The organism is Crossiella sp. S99.2 (assembly GCF_023094165.1).
In the GTDB taxonomy this organism is placed as follows: domain Bacteria; phylum Actinomycetota; class Actinomycetes; order Mycobacteriales; family Pseudonocardiaceae; genus Crossiella.
Genome location: NZ_JALMDK010000001.1, coordinates 657,016 through 672,570, shown reverse-complemented (window position 1 = coordinate 672,570; position 15,555 = coordinate 657,016). Strand labels below are relative to the sequence as shown.

At 67.8% G+C, this 15,555-nt stretch carries 28 protein-coding genes; 2 read left to right on the top strand and 26 right to left on the bottom strand.

All coding sequences use genetic code 11. The features are described from left to right. Positions 1–17 precede the first annotated feature (17 nt). From truA to MZC64_RS03320, 10 genes are all read right to left on the bottom strand, one after another. Complete coding sequence (gene truA / locus MZC64_RS03365) at positions 18–878, bottom strand: tRNA pseudouridine(38-40) synthase TruA (protein WP_247797657.1); 861 nt, start codon at positions 876–878, stop codon at positions 18–20. Next, positions 875–1,468: a 50S ribosomal protein L17 gene (rplQ, locus tag MZC64_RS03360; protein ID WP_247755569.1), complete on the bottom strand. Its 594-nt coding sequence runs from the start codon at positions 1,466–1,468 to the stop codon at positions 875–877. The genes truA and rplQ overlap by 4 nt, the downstream gene beginning before the upstream one ends. Positions 1,469–1,531: 63 nt before the next feature. After that, a complete protein-coding gene (locus MZC64_RS03355; protein WP_185000394.1) occupies positions 1,532–2,584 on the bottom strand; it encodes a DNA-directed RNA polymerase subunit alpha in 1,053 nt (350 codons plus the stop codon). Positions 2,585–2,714: 130 nt separating this feature from the next. Continuing rightward, on the bottom strand, positions 2,715–3,320 hold the full coding sequence (rpsD, locus tag MZC64_RS03350) for a 30S ribosomal protein S4 (RefSeq protein WP_185000396.1): 606 nt from the start codon (positions 3,318–3,320) through the stop codon (positions 2,715–2,717). A gap of 22 nt (positions 3,321–3,342) precedes the next feature. Then, entirely contained in the window at positions 3,343–3,750 is a 408-nt protein-coding gene (rpsK, locus tag MZC64_RS03345; RefSeq protein ID WP_185000398.1) for a 30S ribosomal protein S11, read from the bottom strand. 29 nt (positions 3,751–3,779) lie between these two features. Next, positions 3,780–4,160, bottom strand: a complete 381-nt coding sequence (gene rpsM / locus MZC64_RS03340) for a 30S ribosomal protein S13 (protein WP_185000400.1) — start codon at positions 4,158–4,160, stop codon at positions 3,780–3,782. Between the two features lie 183 nt (positions 4,161–4,343). After that, positions 4,344–4,457: a 50S ribosomal protein L36 gene (gene rpmJ / locus MZC64_RS03335; RefSeq protein WP_010148647.1), complete on the bottom strand. Its 114-nt coding sequence runs from the start codon at positions 4,455–4,457 to the stop codon at positions 4,344–4,346. Positions 4,458–4,512: 55 nt separating this feature from the next. Beyond that, entirely contained in the window at positions 4,513–4,734 is a 222-nt protein-coding gene (gene infA, locus MZC64_RS03330; protein WP_029136093.1) for a translation initiation factor IF-1, read from the bottom strand. 257 nt (positions 4,735–4,991) lie between these two features. Further along, complete coding sequence (locus MZC64_RS03325) at positions 4,992–5,171, bottom strand: hypothetical protein (protein WP_247755568.1); 180 nt, start codon at positions 5,169–5,171, stop codon at positions 4,992–4,994. Positions 5,172–5,259: 88 nt separating this feature from the next. Then, a complete protein-coding gene (locus MZC64_RS03320) occupies positions 5,260–5,688 on the bottom strand; it encodes a DUF1707 domain-containing protein (RefSeq protein WP_247755567.1) in 429 nt (142 codons plus the stop codon). An 82-nt stretch (positions 5,689–5,770) separates the two neighbouring features. On the opposite strand from MZC64_RS03320, the gene MZC64_RS03315 reads away from it, so the two are divergent. Next, positions 5,771–6,298 carry an RNA polymerase sigma factor gene (locus tag MZC64_RS03315; RefSeq protein ID WP_247755566.1) on the top strand — a complete coding sequence of 176 codons (528 nt, stop codon included), beginning with the start codon at positions 5,771–5,773 and terminating at the stop codon, positions 6,296–6,298. Beyond that, complete coding sequence (locus tag MZC64_RS03310; protein WP_247755565.1) at positions 6,295–7,299, top strand: hypothetical protein; 1,005 nt, start codon at positions 6,295–6,297, stop codon at positions 7,297–7,299. The genes MZC64_RS03315 and MZC64_RS03310 overlap by 4 nt, the downstream gene beginning before the upstream one ends. A gap of 55 nt (positions 7,300–7,354) precedes the next feature. On the opposite strand, the gene map is transcribed toward MZC64_RS03310, so the two are convergent. From map to rplP, 16 genes are all read right to left on the bottom strand, one after another. Then, positions 7,355–8,146, bottom strand: coding sequence for a type I methionyl aminopeptidase (gene map / locus MZC64_RS03305; protein ID WP_308300951.1), 792 nt, complete (start codon positions 8,144–8,146; stop codon positions 7,355–7,357). A 13-nt stretch (positions 8,147–8,159) separates the two neighbouring features. Next, the gene (locus tag MZC64_RS03300; protein ID WP_247755564.1) at positions 8,160–8,711 is read right to left on the bottom strand and encodes an adenylate kinase; all 552 of its coding nucleotides are present in this window, start codon (positions 8,709–8,711) and stop codon (positions 8,160–8,162) included. Further along, positions 8,711–10,024, bottom strand: a complete 1,314-nt coding sequence (gene secY, locus MZC64_RS03295) for a preprotein translocase subunit SecY (RefSeq protein WP_247755563.1) — start codon at positions 10,022–10,024, stop codon at positions 8,711–8,713. The genes MZC64_RS03300 and secY overlap by 1 nt, the downstream gene beginning before the upstream one ends. Before the next feature lie 299 nt (positions 10,025–10,323). After that, positions 10,324–10,770 (bottom strand): 50S ribosomal protein L15, encoded by a 447-nt coding sequence (gene rplO, locus MZC64_RS03290; protein ID WP_185009984.1) that lies wholly within the window; start codon positions 10,768–10,770, stop codon positions 10,324–10,326. Next, positions 10,767–10,952, bottom strand: coding sequence for a 50S ribosomal protein L30 (rpmD, locus tag MZC64_RS03285; protein WP_247755562.1), 186 nt, complete (start codon positions 10,950–10,952; stop codon positions 10,767–10,769). Before rpmD ends, rplO begins: the two co-directional genes overlap by 4 nt. A gap of 5 nt (positions 10,953–10,957) precedes the next feature. Further along, a complete protein-coding gene (gene rpsE / locus MZC64_RS03280; protein ID WP_247755561.1) occupies positions 10,958–11,599 on the bottom strand; it encodes a 30S ribosomal protein S5 in 642 nt (213 codons plus the stop codon). A 34-nt stretch (positions 11,600–11,633) separates the two neighbouring features. Continuing rightward, entirely contained in the window at positions 11,634–12,041 is a 408-nt protein-coding gene (gene rplR / locus MZC64_RS03275; RefSeq protein WP_247755560.1) for a 50S ribosomal protein L18, read from the bottom strand. After that, the gene (gene rplF, locus MZC64_RS03270) at positions 12,038–12,577 is read right to left on the bottom strand and encodes a 50S ribosomal protein L6 (protein WP_247755559.1); all 540 of its coding nucleotides are present in this window, start codon (positions 12,575–12,577) and stop codon (positions 12,038–12,040) included. The genes rplR and rplF overlap by 4 nt, the downstream gene beginning before the upstream one ends. Positions 12,578–12,592: 15 nt before the next feature. Further along, positions 12,593–12,991 (bottom strand): 30S ribosomal protein S8, encoded by a 399-nt coding sequence (gene rpsH, locus MZC64_RS03265; RefSeq protein WP_247755558.1) that lies wholly within the window; start codon positions 12,989–12,991, stop codon positions 12,593–12,595. Positions 12,992–13,079: 88 nt separating this feature from the next. Further along, positions 13,080–13,265 (bottom strand): type Z 30S ribosomal protein S14, encoded by a 186-nt coding sequence (locus MZC64_RS03260; protein WP_185000420.1) that lies wholly within the window; start codon positions 13,263–13,265, stop codon positions 13,080–13,082. A gap of 3 nt (positions 13,266–13,268) precedes the next feature. Then, positions 13,269–13,832 carry a 50S ribosomal protein L5 gene (gene rplE / locus MZC64_RS03255; RefSeq protein ID WP_185000422.1) on the bottom strand — a complete coding sequence of 188 codons (564 nt, stop codon included), beginning with the start codon at positions 13,830–13,832 and terminating at the stop codon, positions 13,269–13,271. Between the two features lie 2 nt (positions 13,833–13,834). Next, complete coding sequence (gene rplX / locus MZC64_RS03250; protein ID WP_247755557.1) at positions 13,835–14,149, bottom strand: 50S ribosomal protein L24; 315 nt, start codon at positions 14,147–14,149, stop codon at positions 13,835–13,837. Between the two features lies 1 nt (position 14,150). Further along, positions 14,151–14,519: a 50S ribosomal protein L14 gene (rplN, locus tag MZC64_RS03245; RefSeq protein ID WP_185000426.1), complete on the bottom strand. Its 369-nt coding sequence runs from the start codon at positions 14,517–14,519 to the stop codon at positions 14,151–14,153. Positions 14,520–14,603: 84 nt separating this feature from the next. Next, positions 14,604–14,882 carry a 30S ribosomal protein S17 gene (gene rpsQ, locus MZC64_RS03240; protein ID WP_247755556.1) on the bottom strand — a complete coding sequence of 93 codons (279 nt, stop codon included), beginning with the start codon at positions 14,880–14,882 and terminating at the stop codon, positions 14,604–14,606. Beyond that, complete coding sequence (rpmC, locus tag MZC64_RS03235; RefSeq protein ID WP_185000428.1) at positions 14,879–15,136, bottom strand: 50S ribosomal protein L29; 258 nt, start codon at positions 15,134–15,136, stop codon at positions 14,879–14,881. The genes rpsQ and rpmC overlap by 4 nt, the downstream gene beginning before the upstream one ends. Continuing rightward, positions 15,136–15,555: a 50S ribosomal protein L16 gene (rplP, locus tag MZC64_RS03230; RefSeq protein WP_185000430.1), complete on the bottom strand. Its 420-nt coding sequence runs from the start codon at positions 15,553–15,555 to the stop codon at positions 15,136–15,138. Before rplP ends, rpmC begins: the two co-directional genes overlap by 1 nt.

Genomic DNA, 15,555 nt, shown 5'->3' with positions numbered 1-15,555 from the left:
CCGGCTGCCGCGGGAACTCAGCGGCAGCCGGGCAGCACGCGCACGTTGCGGGTGATCTCGGCCCTGGCAGCCAGGTCGGCGTCGGCCGGGTAGTCGACCCGGACCAGCACCAGCCCATGCGCGGGGGCCACTGTGACGCCGTTGGCGCGTTCGGTGGACCGGAGCAGTTCGGCCGGCCAGCTCACCGGCTTGCGGCCCTCGCCGACCGCGAGCAGCGCGCCGACCAGGCTGCGCACCATGGAGTGGCAGAAGGCGTCCGCGGAGACGGCCGCGACCAGCACGTGCTCGCTCTCCACCCGCCATTCCAGCCGTTGCAGTTCCCGGACGGTGGTGGCGCCCTCGCGGCGCTTGCAGAAGGCGGCGAAATCGCGTTCGCCGAGCAGCAGCGCGGCGGCCTCGTTCATCGCGGCCAGGTCCAGCTGCCGCGGCACCGAGACGATCCGGCGAGCGTCCAGCGGCGGCACGCCGTAGGGCGCGGTGCCCACCCGGTACTCGTAGTGCCTGCGCAGCGCGGAGAACCGCGCGTCGAAGTCCGGGGTCAGCACCCTGGCGGCGAAGACCCGCACATCGGCCGGCAGCAACCTGGCCAGCCTGCGCGGCAGGCCGGGCACGTCGTACTCGGCGGGCAGGTCGAGGTGGGCCACCTGGCCGGTGGCGTGCACCCCGGCGTCGGTGCGCCCGGCCACGGTCAGCGTGATCTCCCGGCGCAGCACCCGGGAGATGGCCTCCTCCAGCACCCCGCACACGGTGCGGCGGGCGGGCTGCTTGGCCCAGCCGGAGAAGTCGGTGCCGTCGTAGCCCAGGTCGAGGCGGACGCGCACGAGCCCGCCATCCCCAGTGGGAATGGCGGGCTCGGCGGACTGAAGTTCAGTCGTCACTTCTCGGACTTGGCGTCCTTGGCCTCGGTGTCCTCAGCCTTGACCTCGGTGACATTTTCGGCCTTGGGGGCCTCCTCGGCCTCGGCCTTGGTGTCCTCGGTGGTCTCGGCCTTGGTCTCCGCGGCTTCCTCGGCCGTGGTGTCCACGACCTCGGCGCCGGTGGTGGCGTCGACCTTGGCGGCGTCCTTGGCGAACTTGGTGCCGCGGGCCTTCTCCGCCTCAGCGGTGACGGTCTTCTCCCCGACCAGTTCGATGATCGCCATCTGGGCGTTGTCGCCCTTGCGCGGCATCGACTTGATGATCCGGGTGTAGCCACCGGGACGCTCCGCGAAGTGCGGACCGATCTCGGCGAACAGCTTGTGCACAACGTCCTTGTCGCGGACGGTGCGCATGACCTCGCGGCGGTTGTGCAGGTCGCCGCGCTTGGCCTTGGTGATCAGCTTCTCGGCGAGCGGACGCAGCCGCCGCGCCTTGGCCTCGGTGGTGGTGATCCGACCGTGCTGGAACAGCTGAGTGGCCAGGTTGGCCAGCAGCAGCCGCTCGTGGGCCGGGGACCCACCGAGCCGGGCTCCCTTGGTGGGCGTGGGCATCGGTTACTCCTCTAGATCAAGCTCAACGCTGTGACGTGTCAGCGTCCACAGTGGACGGACAGCTCAGAGCTGTTCCGTCTCCGCGTAGTCCTGGCCATCGTCGTGGCCCGTGTCAACGTGCCCACTCGCCCAGCCCTCACCGGTGTACTCCGAGGCCGCCGCGGACGGGTCGAACCCAGGCGGGCTGTCCTTGAGCGCGAGCCCAAGGCCGGCCAGCTTCAGCTTGACCTCGTCGATCGACTTGGCACCGAAGTTGCGGATGTCGAGCAGGTCCGCCTCGCTGCGCGAGACCAGCTCGCCAACGGTGTGGATGCCCTCGCGCTTGAGGCAGTTGTAGGACCGGACGGTGAGGTCCAGGTCCTCGATCGGCATCGCGAAAGCCGCGATGGTGTCCGCCTCGGCTGGCGAGGGGCCGATCTCGATGCCTTCGGCGTCGACGTTGAGCTCACGGGCCAAGCCGAACAGCTCGACGAGGGTCTTACCGGCCGATGCCACCGCGTCGCGGGGGGTGATCGACGGCTTGGTCTCCACGTCCAGGATCAGCTTGTCGAAGTCCGTGCGCTGCTCGACACGGGTGGCCTCGACCTTGTACGTCACCTTCAGCACCGGCGAGTAGATCGAGTCGACCGGAATCCGGCCGATCTCGGCGCCGGCCTGCTTGTTCTGCATGGCCGGGACGTAGCCGCGACCGCGCTCGACAACGAGCTCGATCTCCAGCTTGCCCTTGCCATTCAGGGTGGCGATGTGCAGGTCGGGGTTGTGCACGGTGACACCGGCCGGCGGCACGATGTCGCCAGCGGTGACCTCACCGGGGCCCTGCTTGCGCAGGTACATGGTGACCGGCTCGTCCTCTTCGGAGCTGACGACCAGCTCCTTGAGGTTCAGGATGATGTCGGTGACATCCTCCTTCACGCCGGGCACCGTGGTGAACTCGTGGAGCACGCCGTCGATGCGGATGCTGGTCACGGCCGCCCCCGGAATGGAGGACAGCAGCGTGCGCCGCAGCGAGTTGCCGAGGGTGTAGCCGAAGCCCGGCTCCAGTGGTTCGATGACGAACCGGGAGCGGGTCTCATTGACCGTGTCCTCGGCCAGCGTGGGCCGCTGGGAGATAAGCACTGTGGAACTCCTTTACCTGTCGGCGCCCGCTATTTGACGCCGTACTGGGCTTGCACCGCAGGCACACCATTCGTGCCGACGGTCAGACGCAGTACCGGGGCGACCGTCGAAACGGTCGCCCCGGGTCACGTCACTTCGAGTAGAGCTCGACGATGAGCTGCTCCTGGACCGGCGTGTCAATCTGCGCGCGGACCGGGAGCGAGTGCACGAGCACACGCAGCGTCGACGGAACAACCTGGAGCCAGGCCGGCACCCCGCGGTCGCCGAGGGCTTCCTTCGCGGCCAGGAACGGCAGCGTCGGCAGCGACTTCGGCTTCACGTCGATGATGTCGTACTGGGACACCCGGAAGCTCGGGATGTTGACCTTCTTGCCGTTGACCAGGAAGTGGCCGTGGTTCACCAGCTGGCGCGCCTGGCGCCGGGTGCGAGCCAGGCCGGCCCGGTAAACGACGTTGTCCAGCCGCGACTCGAGGATGATCAGCAGGGCCTCACCGGTCTTGCCGGTGACGCGCCGAGCTTCCTCGAAGTAACGACGGAACTGCTTCTCCAGCACGCCGTAGGTGAAGCGAGCCTTCTGCTTCTCCTGCGACTGCAGCAGGTACTCGGACTCCTTGATGCGAGTCCGTCCGTGCTGACCCGGGGGGTACGGACGGCGCTCGAAGGAGCGGTCGCCGCCGATGAGGTCAACCTTGAGCCGACGAGACTTACGAGTCGCGGGACCGGTGTAACGAGCCATCGTGAATTACTCCTTCCCGCGCTTAGACCCGGCGCCGCTTGGGCGGGCGGCAGCCGTTGTGCGGCTGCGGGGTCACGTCCTGGATAGTGCCGACCTCAAGGCCGGCGGCCTGCAGCGAACGGATCGCGGTCTCCCGGCCGGAGCCAGGACCCTTCACGAACACGTCGACCTTGCGCATGCCGTGCTCGGCGGCCTTGCGGGCCGCGTTCTCGGCGGCCATCTGGGCGGCGAACGGCGTCGACTTCCGGGAGCCCTTGAAGCCGACGTGGCCTGCGGACGCCCAGCTGATCACGTTCCCGGCCGGGTCCGTGATCGAGACGATCGTGTTGTTGAACGTGCTCTTGATGTGGGCGAACCCATGAGAGACGTTCTTCTTTTCCTTGCGCCGGATTTTCTTGACCCCGGCGCCCGTACGGGACTTCGGTGGCATGTTGCGGTGATCTCCTAGCTAGCGCGAGGTTACTTCTTTCCGGCCTTCTTCTTGCCGGCGACCGTCTTCTTCGGGCCCTTGCGGGTGCGCGCGTTGGTCTTGGTGCGCTGGCCTCGCACGGGCAGGTTGCGGCGATGCCGCAGCCCCTCGTAGCAGCCGATCTCGATCTTCCGGCGAATGTCGGCCTGAACCTCGCGGCGGAGGTCACCCTCGACCTTGAAGTGGTTCTCGATGTACTCGCGCAGCTTGACGACGTCGTCGTCAGTCAGTTCGCGAACACGCAGGTCGGCGCTCAGGCCGGTGGCGCCCAGGATCTCCCGGGAGCGGGTCCGGCCAATACCGAAAATGTAGGTCAGCGCGATCTCCAACCGCTTCTCGCGGGGAAGATCGACGCCAGAGAGTCGTGCCATTCGGCGACTTTCTCCTTCGTCGTAGCTCCAGGTCTTCTCCCCGACCGCCCCGCGAGTCGACTCAACTGCTCGCGGGCCCCGGCCTGAAGTCCGGGGGTCAGTCGCGGTACCGCGGTACCGGACAGGTTCGGGAAGGCTTGTGGTTGCTTGTCGTCCGGGATCAGCGAACGAAAGTGCGGGTGATCAGCCCTGACGCTGCTTGTGACGCAGGTTCTCGCAAATCACCATGACCCGCCCGTGACGGCGGATCACCTTGCACTTGTCGCAGATCTTCTTGACGCTCGGCTGGACCTTCACGGTCGTGCACTCCTGCTTGGCCGCGTGTCCTGGGGGCACCAGGACACCGTGGAGGTCACTTGTAGCGGTAGACGATGCGGCCACGGGACAGGTCGTAGGGCGAAAGCTCCACGACTACCCGGTCCTCGGGCAGGATGCGGATGTAGTGCTGCCGCATCTTGCCGCTGATGTGTGCAAGGACCCTGTGGCCGTTCTCCAGCTCGACGCGAAACATCGCGTTGGGGAGCGGCTCGACTACGCGGCCCTCGACTTCAATGGCCCCGTCCTTCTTGCCCATGTCCTCCGCGTTTCGTGACGGTGATGATCTGGCAAACCCGACCAGGGCGGAAAAACCCCTGATCAGGCGGTTCACGGGCACCGGAGGAACCCGCTACCTTCGAGACCCTGGATGACCGCCGGATGCGCACTGAAGTGCGGAGAACCGGTCGCCAGGCGGCTGAAGAACAGCCACGGGCACGTCGGAACGGGCACAACCAGATGCGCCGTCGCTCCAGTGTAGGCGCAGTATGCGCTGGTCTCCAAACCGGGGCCGGTTCAGCCGGGCCGCCGGCCGTCCCGCTTGCTCATCCAGCTGAACAACTCGATGGCCCCCCAGATGCCGATCGGCCAGAGGAACCAGGGGTAGACCGCGGCGGCGGACAGCAGCGAGGTGCCCGCCCACACCGCGATCATGACCGCGCTGGCGATGAGCCAGACCCGCACTGATTCACTCACGCCGGCCAGCGTGCCAGCGTGATCGGTCCCCGGTCGTCATCCGCGATGCGGATTCGAGGGGGTCCCGTGGGCGTAGGCCACTCGCGCGTCAACGCCCGTCCGGCGGAGGTCGCCCGAGCAGGTACAGCGTGAGCACCACCACCCCGGGCGGCCCGGCCACCCAGAGGAACCACGGGTAGGCCAGCTCCAGCTCGGTCACGCTGACCAGGCCCCAGATCACCAGGTTGATCAGCACCGCGAACAGGTACACCCCGAGCACCGCCCGGAAGAACCGTCGCGGCCGGGGCTCCGGGGCCGGGACGGCGGGCACCGGGGACTGGGTGGCCAGGTCCGGCAGATCGCCGGTGACCGCGGCCAGCTCGCCGTAGGTGCGACTGGCCCAGACCAGCCGGACCCGTTCGTCGAACTCGCCGAGGGTGAGCCGCCCCTCGCCCTGGGCCTGGCGTAGCCGCCCGGCCACCGCCTCCCGGTCGGCGTCGGAGATCCGCATCCGCTCGTACGGCATCGGCTCACTCACACCGGTGATGTTCGCAGATCCGGTGGATGGGGTGTTATGGCCGGGGCCGGGCCGGACACAGACCGCGGTGAAAGGGGGTGCGATGAACGAGCCCGAACAACGCTTCACCGCGCTGTACCAGCTGCACTACGAGGACATCGCCCGGTACGTGCGCCGCCGGGCGCCGGAACTGGACTGCCGGGACACGGCGGCCGAGGTCTTCCTGACCGCCTGGCGCCGCTTCGCCGAGCTGGAACGCAGTCCGCTGCCGCTGCCCTGGTTGTACGGGGTGGCCCGGCGGGTGCTGGCCAACACCTTCCGCGGCGCCCAGCGAGCGAACGCGCTGGTAGAGCGGGTAGCCGCGCACGCCGGTCCGGGCCAGGCGCCGGACCACGCCGAGCAGACCGAGACCCGGCTGGCCGTGGCCCGGCTGTTCGACCAGCTGCCCGAACCCGACCGCGAGGCGGTGCGGCTGATCGCCTGGGAGGGCCTGACCAGCCGCGAGGCCGCGGCGGTGCTGGGCTGCAACCCGGCCGCGCTGGCCATGCGCCTTCTCCGGCTGCGGCGGCGGCTGCGCGCCCGGCACATCGAACTGATCCCGGCCCTGCCGGGGACTGGAGGAATCCGATGAGGGGCGTCGAGGACGAGCTGCGCCTGCACTACCAGGCACTGGACCCGGCAGCGGGGGACGGACTGCCCACGCTGGAACAGCGGGCGGCGGACCTGCGCCGCATCCTGGCCGAGCCGGCCGGCGTCACCCAGCTGCCCGTGCGGCCCGCGGCTCGCCCCAGGTCGTTGCCCCGGCGGCGGCTGCTGGCGGTGGGACTGGTTGCGGCGACCGTGGTCGCCGGGACCGCGATCGGGGTGACCCTGCTGGACTCCGGCCTCCAGTCCGCGGGGGGCCAGCAGTTCAACCCACTGGTGGTCGAGCCCATCGGGCCCGGTCAACCACCGGCCGCGGACCTGCTGCGCCAACTCGCCGCGAAGGTCGAGGCCATCCCGGACTCGGTGGGGCTGGGCGCCTGGGAGGAAGTGCGGTCGGTGACCTGGGTCCTGGACCGCCCGGTCGATCGCTCCACCGCGACCCAGCAGCGCACCATCGACTTGGAGGTGGTGACCGAACCGGATGGCACCCGCCTGCTCGGCCGCCCCCACGGCAGTGGCCCGCCCACGTTCGAGCACTACCGGCCGGGCGGCAAGGACGACAACTACCTGGGAGCCATTCCCCAGGACGAGGCCGCCTTCGGCCCGTGGCTGTGGCAAGGTCCGGTGCTGCGCGGCCACACCTTCTACCGGGTCGCCGAACTGTTCGGCACCCGGGCGCTCAACCCGCGCCAGCGGGCTTGGGTGCTGCGCCAGCTGGCGACCGTGACCGATCTGAACAGCCCCGGCCGGGCCACCGATCACGCCGGTCGGCGGGGCCTCGCGATCACCATCGACGACGTGGATGCCCCCGGTGGCTTCGGCAAGCCCGTCCGGATCACCCTGGTGCTCGACGAGACCGACGGCAGCCTGCTGGCCAGGGAGACGGTGCTGACCAAGGATCCCGGCCACTTCGACGACGTGCCGCTCCCGGCGGTCTGGGTCTACCAGGAGTTCCGGCCAGTGGTGCGCCGGATCCCCGCCAAGTGAACGACGAAGGGCGCCCCGGAGCCGAAGCTCCGGGGCGCCCTTCACGCGTGCTTGCTCAGTCCTCCAGGGCGGTGAGCACCCAGGGGCCGTTCTCGGTGACCGCGACGCTGTGCTCCCAGTGCGCGGCCCGGGAACCGTCGTCGGTGATGACGGTCCAGCCGTCCTCGAGTTCGACGGTGTCGTCGCTGCCCAGGGTGACCATCGGTTCGACCGCGATGGCCATGCCCACCTTGAGCTTGGGCCCCTTGCCCGGCTTGCCGCGGTTGGGCAGGAAGGGCTCCATGTGCATCTGGCTGCCGATGCCGTGGCCGCCGTAGTCGGCGACGATCGCGTAGTCCAGGCCGTCGCGCTTGGCCGCGGCCAGCACTGCGGTCTCGATGGCGTGGCTGATGTCGCTGAGCCGGTTGTCCGGGCGCACCGCGGCGATGCCGGCCAGCATCGACTCGCGGCAGGCGTTGGACAGCTTCACTTCCTGCTCGGTCACCGTGCCGATGGCCAGGGTCACCGCGGAGTCGCCGTGCCAGCCGTCCAGGATGGCGCCGCAGTCCACCGACAGCAGATCGCCCTCGGCCAGCACCTGCTCCCGGTTCGGGATGCCGTGCACGACCTGCTCGTTCACCGAGGCGCAGATCGAGGCCGGGAAGCCGTGGTAGCCCTTGAACGAGGGCACCGCGCCGGCGTCCCGGATGGTCTGCTCGGCCAGCTCGTCCAGCTCACCGGTGCTCACCCCGGCCTTGGCCGCCGTGGCGACCGCGGCCAGGGTGCGGGCCACCACCAGGCCGGCGGCCCGCATGGCCTCCAGCTCGGTGTGCGTCTTGATCTCGATTCCGCGTCCGCGCCTGAGCACGGGCCCCGCCCTTCTACCTACGGTTGTTGAGCGCGTCCAGCGCGCGGCCGGTGATCTCCTCGACCGTGCCCACCGCGTCCACCTTCAGCAGGATGTTGCTGTAGTAGTCGAGCAGCGGGGCGGTCTCCGAGCGGTACACCTGCTGGCGCCGCCGGATCACGTCCTCGTTGTCGTCGGACCGGCCGCGGGCGAGCAGGCGCTCGACCACGACGTCCTCCGGCACCGCGAACTCCAGCACCGCGTCCAGGCCCTCGTCGTTCTCCTTGAGGATCTGGCCCAGCACGTCGGCCTGCGCGGTGTTGCGCGGGAAGCCGTCGAGCAGGAAGCCGTTCACCGCGTCCGCCTCGGCCAGCCGCTCCCGGACCATGGAGTTGGTGACCGAGTCCGGCACCAGCTCACCGGCGTCCAGGTAGCGCTTGGCTTCCTTGCCCAGAGCGGTCTCCTGGCCGACGTTGTACCGGAACAGCTCGCCGGTGGAGATGTGCGGCACGCCGAGCTTCTGGCTGAGCACGGTGGCCTGGGTACCCTTGCCCGCTCCGGGCGGGCCGACAAGAACGAGTCGCACTAGCGGAGGAACCCTTCGTAGTTACGCTGCATGAGCTGGCTCTCGATCTGCTTCACCGTGTCCAGGCCGACGCCGACCATGATCAGCACCGCGGTGCCGCCGAACGGGAAGTTCTGGTTCTGCCCATCGCCGGTGACACCGAGGAAGAAGTTCGGCAACACGGCGATGATGCCCAGATAGAGCGAGCCCGGCAGGGTGATCCGGCTCAGTACGAACTGCAGGTACTCCGCCGTCGGACGGCCGGGGCGGATACCGGGGATGAAGCCGCCGAACTTCTTCATCTCGTCCGCGCGCTCGTCCGGGTTGAACGTGATCGCGACGTAGAAGTACGTGAAGAAGATGATCAGCATGAAGTACAGCGCGATGTGCACCCAGCTGCGCTGGTTGACCACCTGGTCGCGCAGGAAGATCTGCCACCAGCTCGGGTCACCGGTGGAGGCGGTGAGGCGGGTGATCAGGTCCGGCAGGTACAGCAGCGAGGAGGCGAAGATGACCGGGATGACACCGGCCTGGTTCACCTTCAGCGGCAGGTAGGTCGAGGTGCCGCCGTACATCCGGCGACCGATCATGCGCTTGGCGTACTGCACCGGGATCCGGCGCTGCGCCTGCTCCACGAAGATGACGCTGGCGATGATCACCAGGCCGAACACGCAGATGATGGTGAAGGTGACGCCACCCTGGCGCAGGATGTTGGCGCCCTCGGCCGGGATCCGGGCCGCGATCATGGTGAAGATCAGCAGGGACATGCCGTTGCCGATGCCGCGCTCGGTGATCAGCTCACCCAGCCACATGATCACTGCGGTGCCCGCGGTCATCGTGATCACGATGACGATCAGGCCGAAGATGCCCTTGTCCGGGATGATGTCCAGGGTGCAGTTCTGGAAGAGCTGACCCCGCACGGCGAGCGCGGTGAACGCGGTGGCCTGCAGGATGGCCAGCGCGATGGTGAGGTACCGGGTGTACTGGGTCAGCTTGCCCTGACCGGCCTGACCCTCCTTGCGCAGCTGCTCGAACCGCGGGATGACCACGGTGAGCAGCTGGATGATGATGCTCGCGGTGATGTACGGCATGATGCCCAGCGCGAAGATCGACAACTGCAACAGCGCACCACCGCTGAACAGGTTCAGCAGGGTGTAGATGTTGTTGGCGTTGTCACCCTCTGCCTCGCGGATGCACTGCTGGATGTTCGGGTACGACACCCCGGGCGAAGGCAGAGTCGCGCCAAGGCGGTAGACCGCGATGAGCGCGAGGGTGAAGAGGATCTTGCGGCGTAGGTCAGGCGTCGCAAGAGCCGAGCGGAAGGCGCTGAGCACGCAAGACCTCCTCGGCGTGGCCGGCCCGGTTGGCCGACTACTGACGGACCCGGCCTCGCTGGCCGGCTGTGCACCACCTGGCGAGCGAACTCGCGCAGTCCAGGGACGCATCGCACCACCACAGTACGAAGCGTGCTGACGACTCTAACAGCCGGGATCTCCGTGCCCACCCCTACCGTCGGATTGACCTTGGGAATGGGTGAAACGGAGTATCAACCGTCTATCCGCGAATCCGCTTGCCGTGTAAAGCAGGAACGGGCCGGCAGGTCGCCCTGCCGGCCCGTCCACGAGCTAACAGCTCACAGCTCGGTGACCGAGCCGCCAGCCGCGTTGATCTTGTCCATCGCGCTCTGCGAGAACTTGTGCGCGGTGATGTCGAGCTTCACCCCGCCGAGGTCCCCGTTGCCGAGCACCTTGACCAGCTTGCCCTTACGGACCAGACCGGCGTTGACGATGTCCTCGACGCCGATGCTGCCCCCCTCGGGGAACAGCCGGGCCAGGTCGGTCACGTTGACCGGCTGGTACTCGGTGCGGAAGGGGTTCTTGAAGCCCTTGAGCTTCGGCAGCCGCATGTGGATGGGCATCTGCCCACCCTCGAGGCGCGCGGGGACGTTCTTGCGCGCCTTGGTGCCCTTGGTACCACGACCGGCGGTCTTGCCCTTGGAACCCTCACCACGACCCACGCGGGTCTTCGGGGTGTTGGAGCCAGGGGCCGGACGCAGGTGGTGCAGCTTGATAGTCATCAGTCAGCGACCTCCTCGACCGCCACCAGGTGCCGCACGGTGTGGATGAGTCCACGAACCTGCGGAGTGTCCTCGCGGACCACCGACTGGCGGATCTTGCGCAGACCCAGGGTGCGAATGGTGTCGCGCTGGTTCTGCTTGCAGCCAATAATGCTGCGCAGCTGGGTGACCTTGAGCTTGGCCATGGGGATCAGGCCCCCTGTCCAGCACGGGCCCGCAGCATGCCGGCCGGAGCAACGTCCTCCAGCGGCAGGCCACGACGCGCGGCGACCTCTTCAGGGCGCTGCAGCATCTTCAGCGCGGCGACGGTGGCACGCACGATGTTGATCGCGTTGTCGCTACCCAGCGACTTGCTCAGCACATCGTGGATACCCACGCACTCCAGCACGGCGCGCACCGGACCACCGGCGATAACACCGGTACCGGGGCTCGCCGGACGCAGGAGGACGACGCCAGCGGCGTCCTCGCCCTGCACCGGGTGCGGGATGGTGCCGGCGATACGAGGGACGCGGAAGAAGCTCTTCTTCGCCTCCTCGACGCCCTTGGCGATGGCGGCCGGAACTTCCTTGGCCTTGCCGTAGCCGACGCCGACCATTCCGTCGCCGTCACCCACGATCACCAGCGCGGTGAAGCTGAAACGACGACCACCCTTGACCACCTTCGCGACGCGGTTGATCGCAACCACGCGCTCGATGTGCAGGCTCTTCTCCTGGGGAGCTCCGCCACGACCGGAGTCGCGACGGTCGCGGCGGTCACGCCGCTCGCCACGCTCGTTGCCCTGGCCACCCGGACCGCCCTGGCCGCCGCCGAATTGCCGTGTACGTCCCGGCATCAGGCGTTCCTTCCTTCAGTGCTCTGCATGACTCTCAGAACTCCAGCCCGTGCTCGCGCGCGGCGTCGGCCAGCGCGGCGATGCGGCCGTGGTAGTCGTAGCCACCCCGGTCGAAAACGACCTTGGCGACGCCGGCTTCCTTGGCCCTGGCCGCGACCAGCTCGCCCACCTTGGCGGCGCGAGCCTTCTTGTCGCCGTCCAGCGCACGGATGTCCGCTTCCAGCGTGGAGGCGGAGGCCAGGGTGTGACCGGCGAGGTCGTCGATGACCTGCGCGACAACGTGCCGCGAGGACCGGGTGACCACCAGACGCGGGCGCTCCGGGGTTCCGCTGATCTTCTTGCGGAGCCGGAAGTGCCGACGCGTACGGGCCACGCGACGCAGGGTGGAGACGTCCTTGCCTGCGCGCTTGCGCTTGACGGTTGCTGTCTCGCTCATGCTCACTTACCCGTCTTTCCGACCTTGCGGCGGATGATCTCGCCCGCGTAGCGCACGCCCTTACCCTTGTACGGGTCCGGCTTGCGCAGCTTGCGGATGTTCGCCGCAACCTCGCCGACCTGCTGCTTGTCGATGCCCGCGACCGAGAACCGGGTGGGCGACTCGACGACGAAGGTGATGCCCTCGGGCGGAGTCACCTTCACCGGGTGGCTGTAGCCGAGCGCGAACTCCAGCTCGGAGCCCTTCAGCGCCACGCGGTAACCGACGCCGTGGATCTCGAGCTTCTTCTCGTAGCCCGCGGTCACACCGACGACCATGTTGTGCACCAGGGTGCGCGACAGACCGTGCAGCGCGCGGCTGCGACGCTCGTCGTTCGGGCGCTTCACCTGGAGCACGCCGTCCTCGTCCCGCTCGACCAGGATCGGCTCGACGAGGGTGTGCGCGAGAGTGCCCTTGGGGCCCTTCACGGTGATGCTGGGGCCGTCGATCTTGACGTCCACACCGGCGGGCACGGGGATCGGGAGCTTACCGATACGCGACATGTGTACTCCCCTCCCTTACCAGACGTAGGCGAGGACTTCCCCGCCCACACCCTGCTTGTTGGCCTGCCGGTCGGTCAGCAGACCGGTCGACGTGGAGATGATGGCAACGCCCAGTCCGCCGAGCACCTTCGGCAGGTTGGTGGACTTGGCGTAAACCCGCAGACCGGGCTTGGAGACGCGCCGGAGGCCGGCGATGCTCCGCTCACGGTTGGGGCCGTACTTGAGCTCGACGACGAGATGCTGGCTCTTCTCGCCCTGCTCGGTCCGGTGGCCGGAGATGTAGCCCTCGCGCTGCAGGATGTCGGCGATCGACGCCTTCAGCTTCGAGTGCGGCATCACGACCTGGTCGTGGTACGCCGAGTTGGCGTTGCGCAGACGGGTGAGCATGTCTGCGATCGGATCGGTCATCGTCATGGTGACCTTGTCAACCTTTCTCGCCGGGGTTCCCGCACGGGCCTACGGCGAAGTGGAAATCAGCGGGGCGTGGGCCAGTAAGCCTGGATCACCAGGAGGACTTGCTCACGCCGGGAAGCTCGCCCCGGTGGGCCATCTCGCGGAGGCACACCCGGCACAAGCCGAACTTACGGAAGACCGAGTGCGGACGGCCGCAGCGCTGGCAGCGGGTGTAACCCCGAACCTTGAACTTCGGCTTGCGCGCGGCCTTCTGGACAAGCGCCTTCTTCGCCATGGATCAGTTCTCCTTGAACGGGAAGCCCAGGAGCTTCAGCAGCGCCCGGCCCTCCTCGTCGGTGCCGGCGGTGGTGACGACGGTGATGTCCATACCACGCGGGCGGTCGATCGAGTCGGGGTCGATCTCGTGGAACATCGACTGCTCGTTCAGACCGAACGTGTAGTTCCCGTTGCCGTCGAACTGCTTCGGGGACAGACCGCGGAAGTCACGGATACGCGGCAGCGCGATGGTCAGCAGCCGGTCCAGGAACTCCCACATGCGGTCGCCGCGGAGGGTGACCTTGGCGCCGATCGGCATGCCCTCGCGGAGCTTGAACTGCGCGATGGACTTGCGCGCCTTGCGCACCTCCGGCTTCTGGCCGGTGATGGTGGCCAGGTCGCGGATGGCGCCCTCGATCAGCTTTCCGTCGCGGGCGGCGTCGCCGACACCCATGTTCACGACGATCTTCACCAGACCGGGGATCTGCATCCGGTTGGCGTAGACGAACTGCTCCTGCAGCGCGCCCGTGATCTCCTCGCGGTAGCGGCCCTTGAGCCGCGGAGCGATCTTCTCTGCGGTCGTCATGATCAGATGTCCTTACCGTTCCGCCGCGAGATACGGACGCGACGACCCTCGTCGTTGGTGCGGTAACCAACGCGGGTGGGCTTGCCGTCGGAGTCCACGACCATCACGTTGCTCACGTGGATCGAGGCCTCCTGGGTCACGATGCCGCCGGTCTGGGCGCCACGCTGGGTCTGCGAGACCCGCGTGTGCTTCTTGATCCGGTTGACACCTTCGACGAGGATCCGGTCGGTGTCCGGGTAGGCCTGAATGACCTTGCCCTTGGCGCCCTTGTCCTTGCCGGCGATGACGACGACCGTGTCGCCCTTCTTGATCTTCATGTCAGAGCACCTCCGGCGCCAGCGAGATGATCTTCATGAACTTCTTGTCCCGCAGCTCACGGCCAACGGGCCCGAAGATGCGGGTCCCGCGGGGCTCGGTCTCGTTCTTGATCAGAACGGCCGCGTTCTCGTCGAACCGGATGTAGGAACCGTCCGGACGGCGGCGCTCCTTGACCGTGCGAACGATGACCGCCTTGACGACGTCACCCTTCTTCACGTTCGCGCCGGGGATCGCGTCCTTGACGGTGGCGACGATGACGTCACCGATACCCGCGTAGCGACGCGCTGAACCACCGAGAACGCGGATGCAGAGGATTTCCTTCGCACCCGTGTTGTCGGCGACGCGCAGTCGCGACTCCTGCTGAATCACTTACCTTCTCCTTGACCCATACTGGCGTGCCAGATTTCCGACCTGACACGCGCGGTCCCGCCCCGCTCGCGCCGGGCGGTGGTGTTACTTGGCCTTCTCCAGGACCTCGACGAGCCGCCAGCGCTTGGTGGCGGACAGCGGCCGGGTCTCCATCAGGAGAACACGGTCGCCCACACCAGCGGTGTTGGCCTCGTCGTGCGCCTTCACCTTGGTGGTGGTGCGCAGGACCTTGCCGTACAGCGGGTGCTTCTTGCGGTCCTCGAGCGCGACCACGATCGTCTTGTCCATCTTGTCCGCGACAACGTAGCCCTCGCGGGTCTTACGGTTGTTGCGGTCTTCCGTGCTCTCGACATTCTCGCTCATGCTGCACCTTCACCTTCAGCGGATGCCGCGACCTCGTCCGGCGAGACGGACAGGCCCAGCTCACGTTCCCGCATCACGGTGTAGATACGGGCGATCTCGTGCCGGATGGCACGCAGACGCCGGTTGTTGTCGAGCTGCCCGGTCGCCATCTGGAAGCGGAGGTTGAACAGCTCCTCCTTGGCCTCCCGAAGACGCAGCACGAGCTCCTCGTTGGTGAGCTCACGCAGCTCGGAAGCGGTGTTCGTCGCTGCCATCAGAACTCACCACCCTCACGCGTGACGATGCGGCACTTCATCGGAAGCTTGTGGATCGCGCGGCGGAGCGCCTCGCGGGCCACGGTCTCGTTCGGGAAGCTCATCTCGAAGACGACGCGACCCGGCTTGACGTTGGCCACCCAGTACTCCGGCGAACCCTTACCGGAACCCATGCGGGTCTCGGCAGGCTTCTTGGTGAGCGGACGGTCCGGGAAGATGTTGATCCAGACCTTGCCGCCACGGCGGATGTGCCGGGTGATGGCGATACGAGCGGACTCGATCTGCCGGTTGGTCACGTAGGCCGGCTCCAGAGCCTGGATGCCGAACTCGCCGAACGTGACCCTGGTGCCACCCTTGGCGGCGCCGGAGCGACCGGGGTGGTGCTGCTTGCGGTGCTTGACCCTGCGCGGGATGAGCAC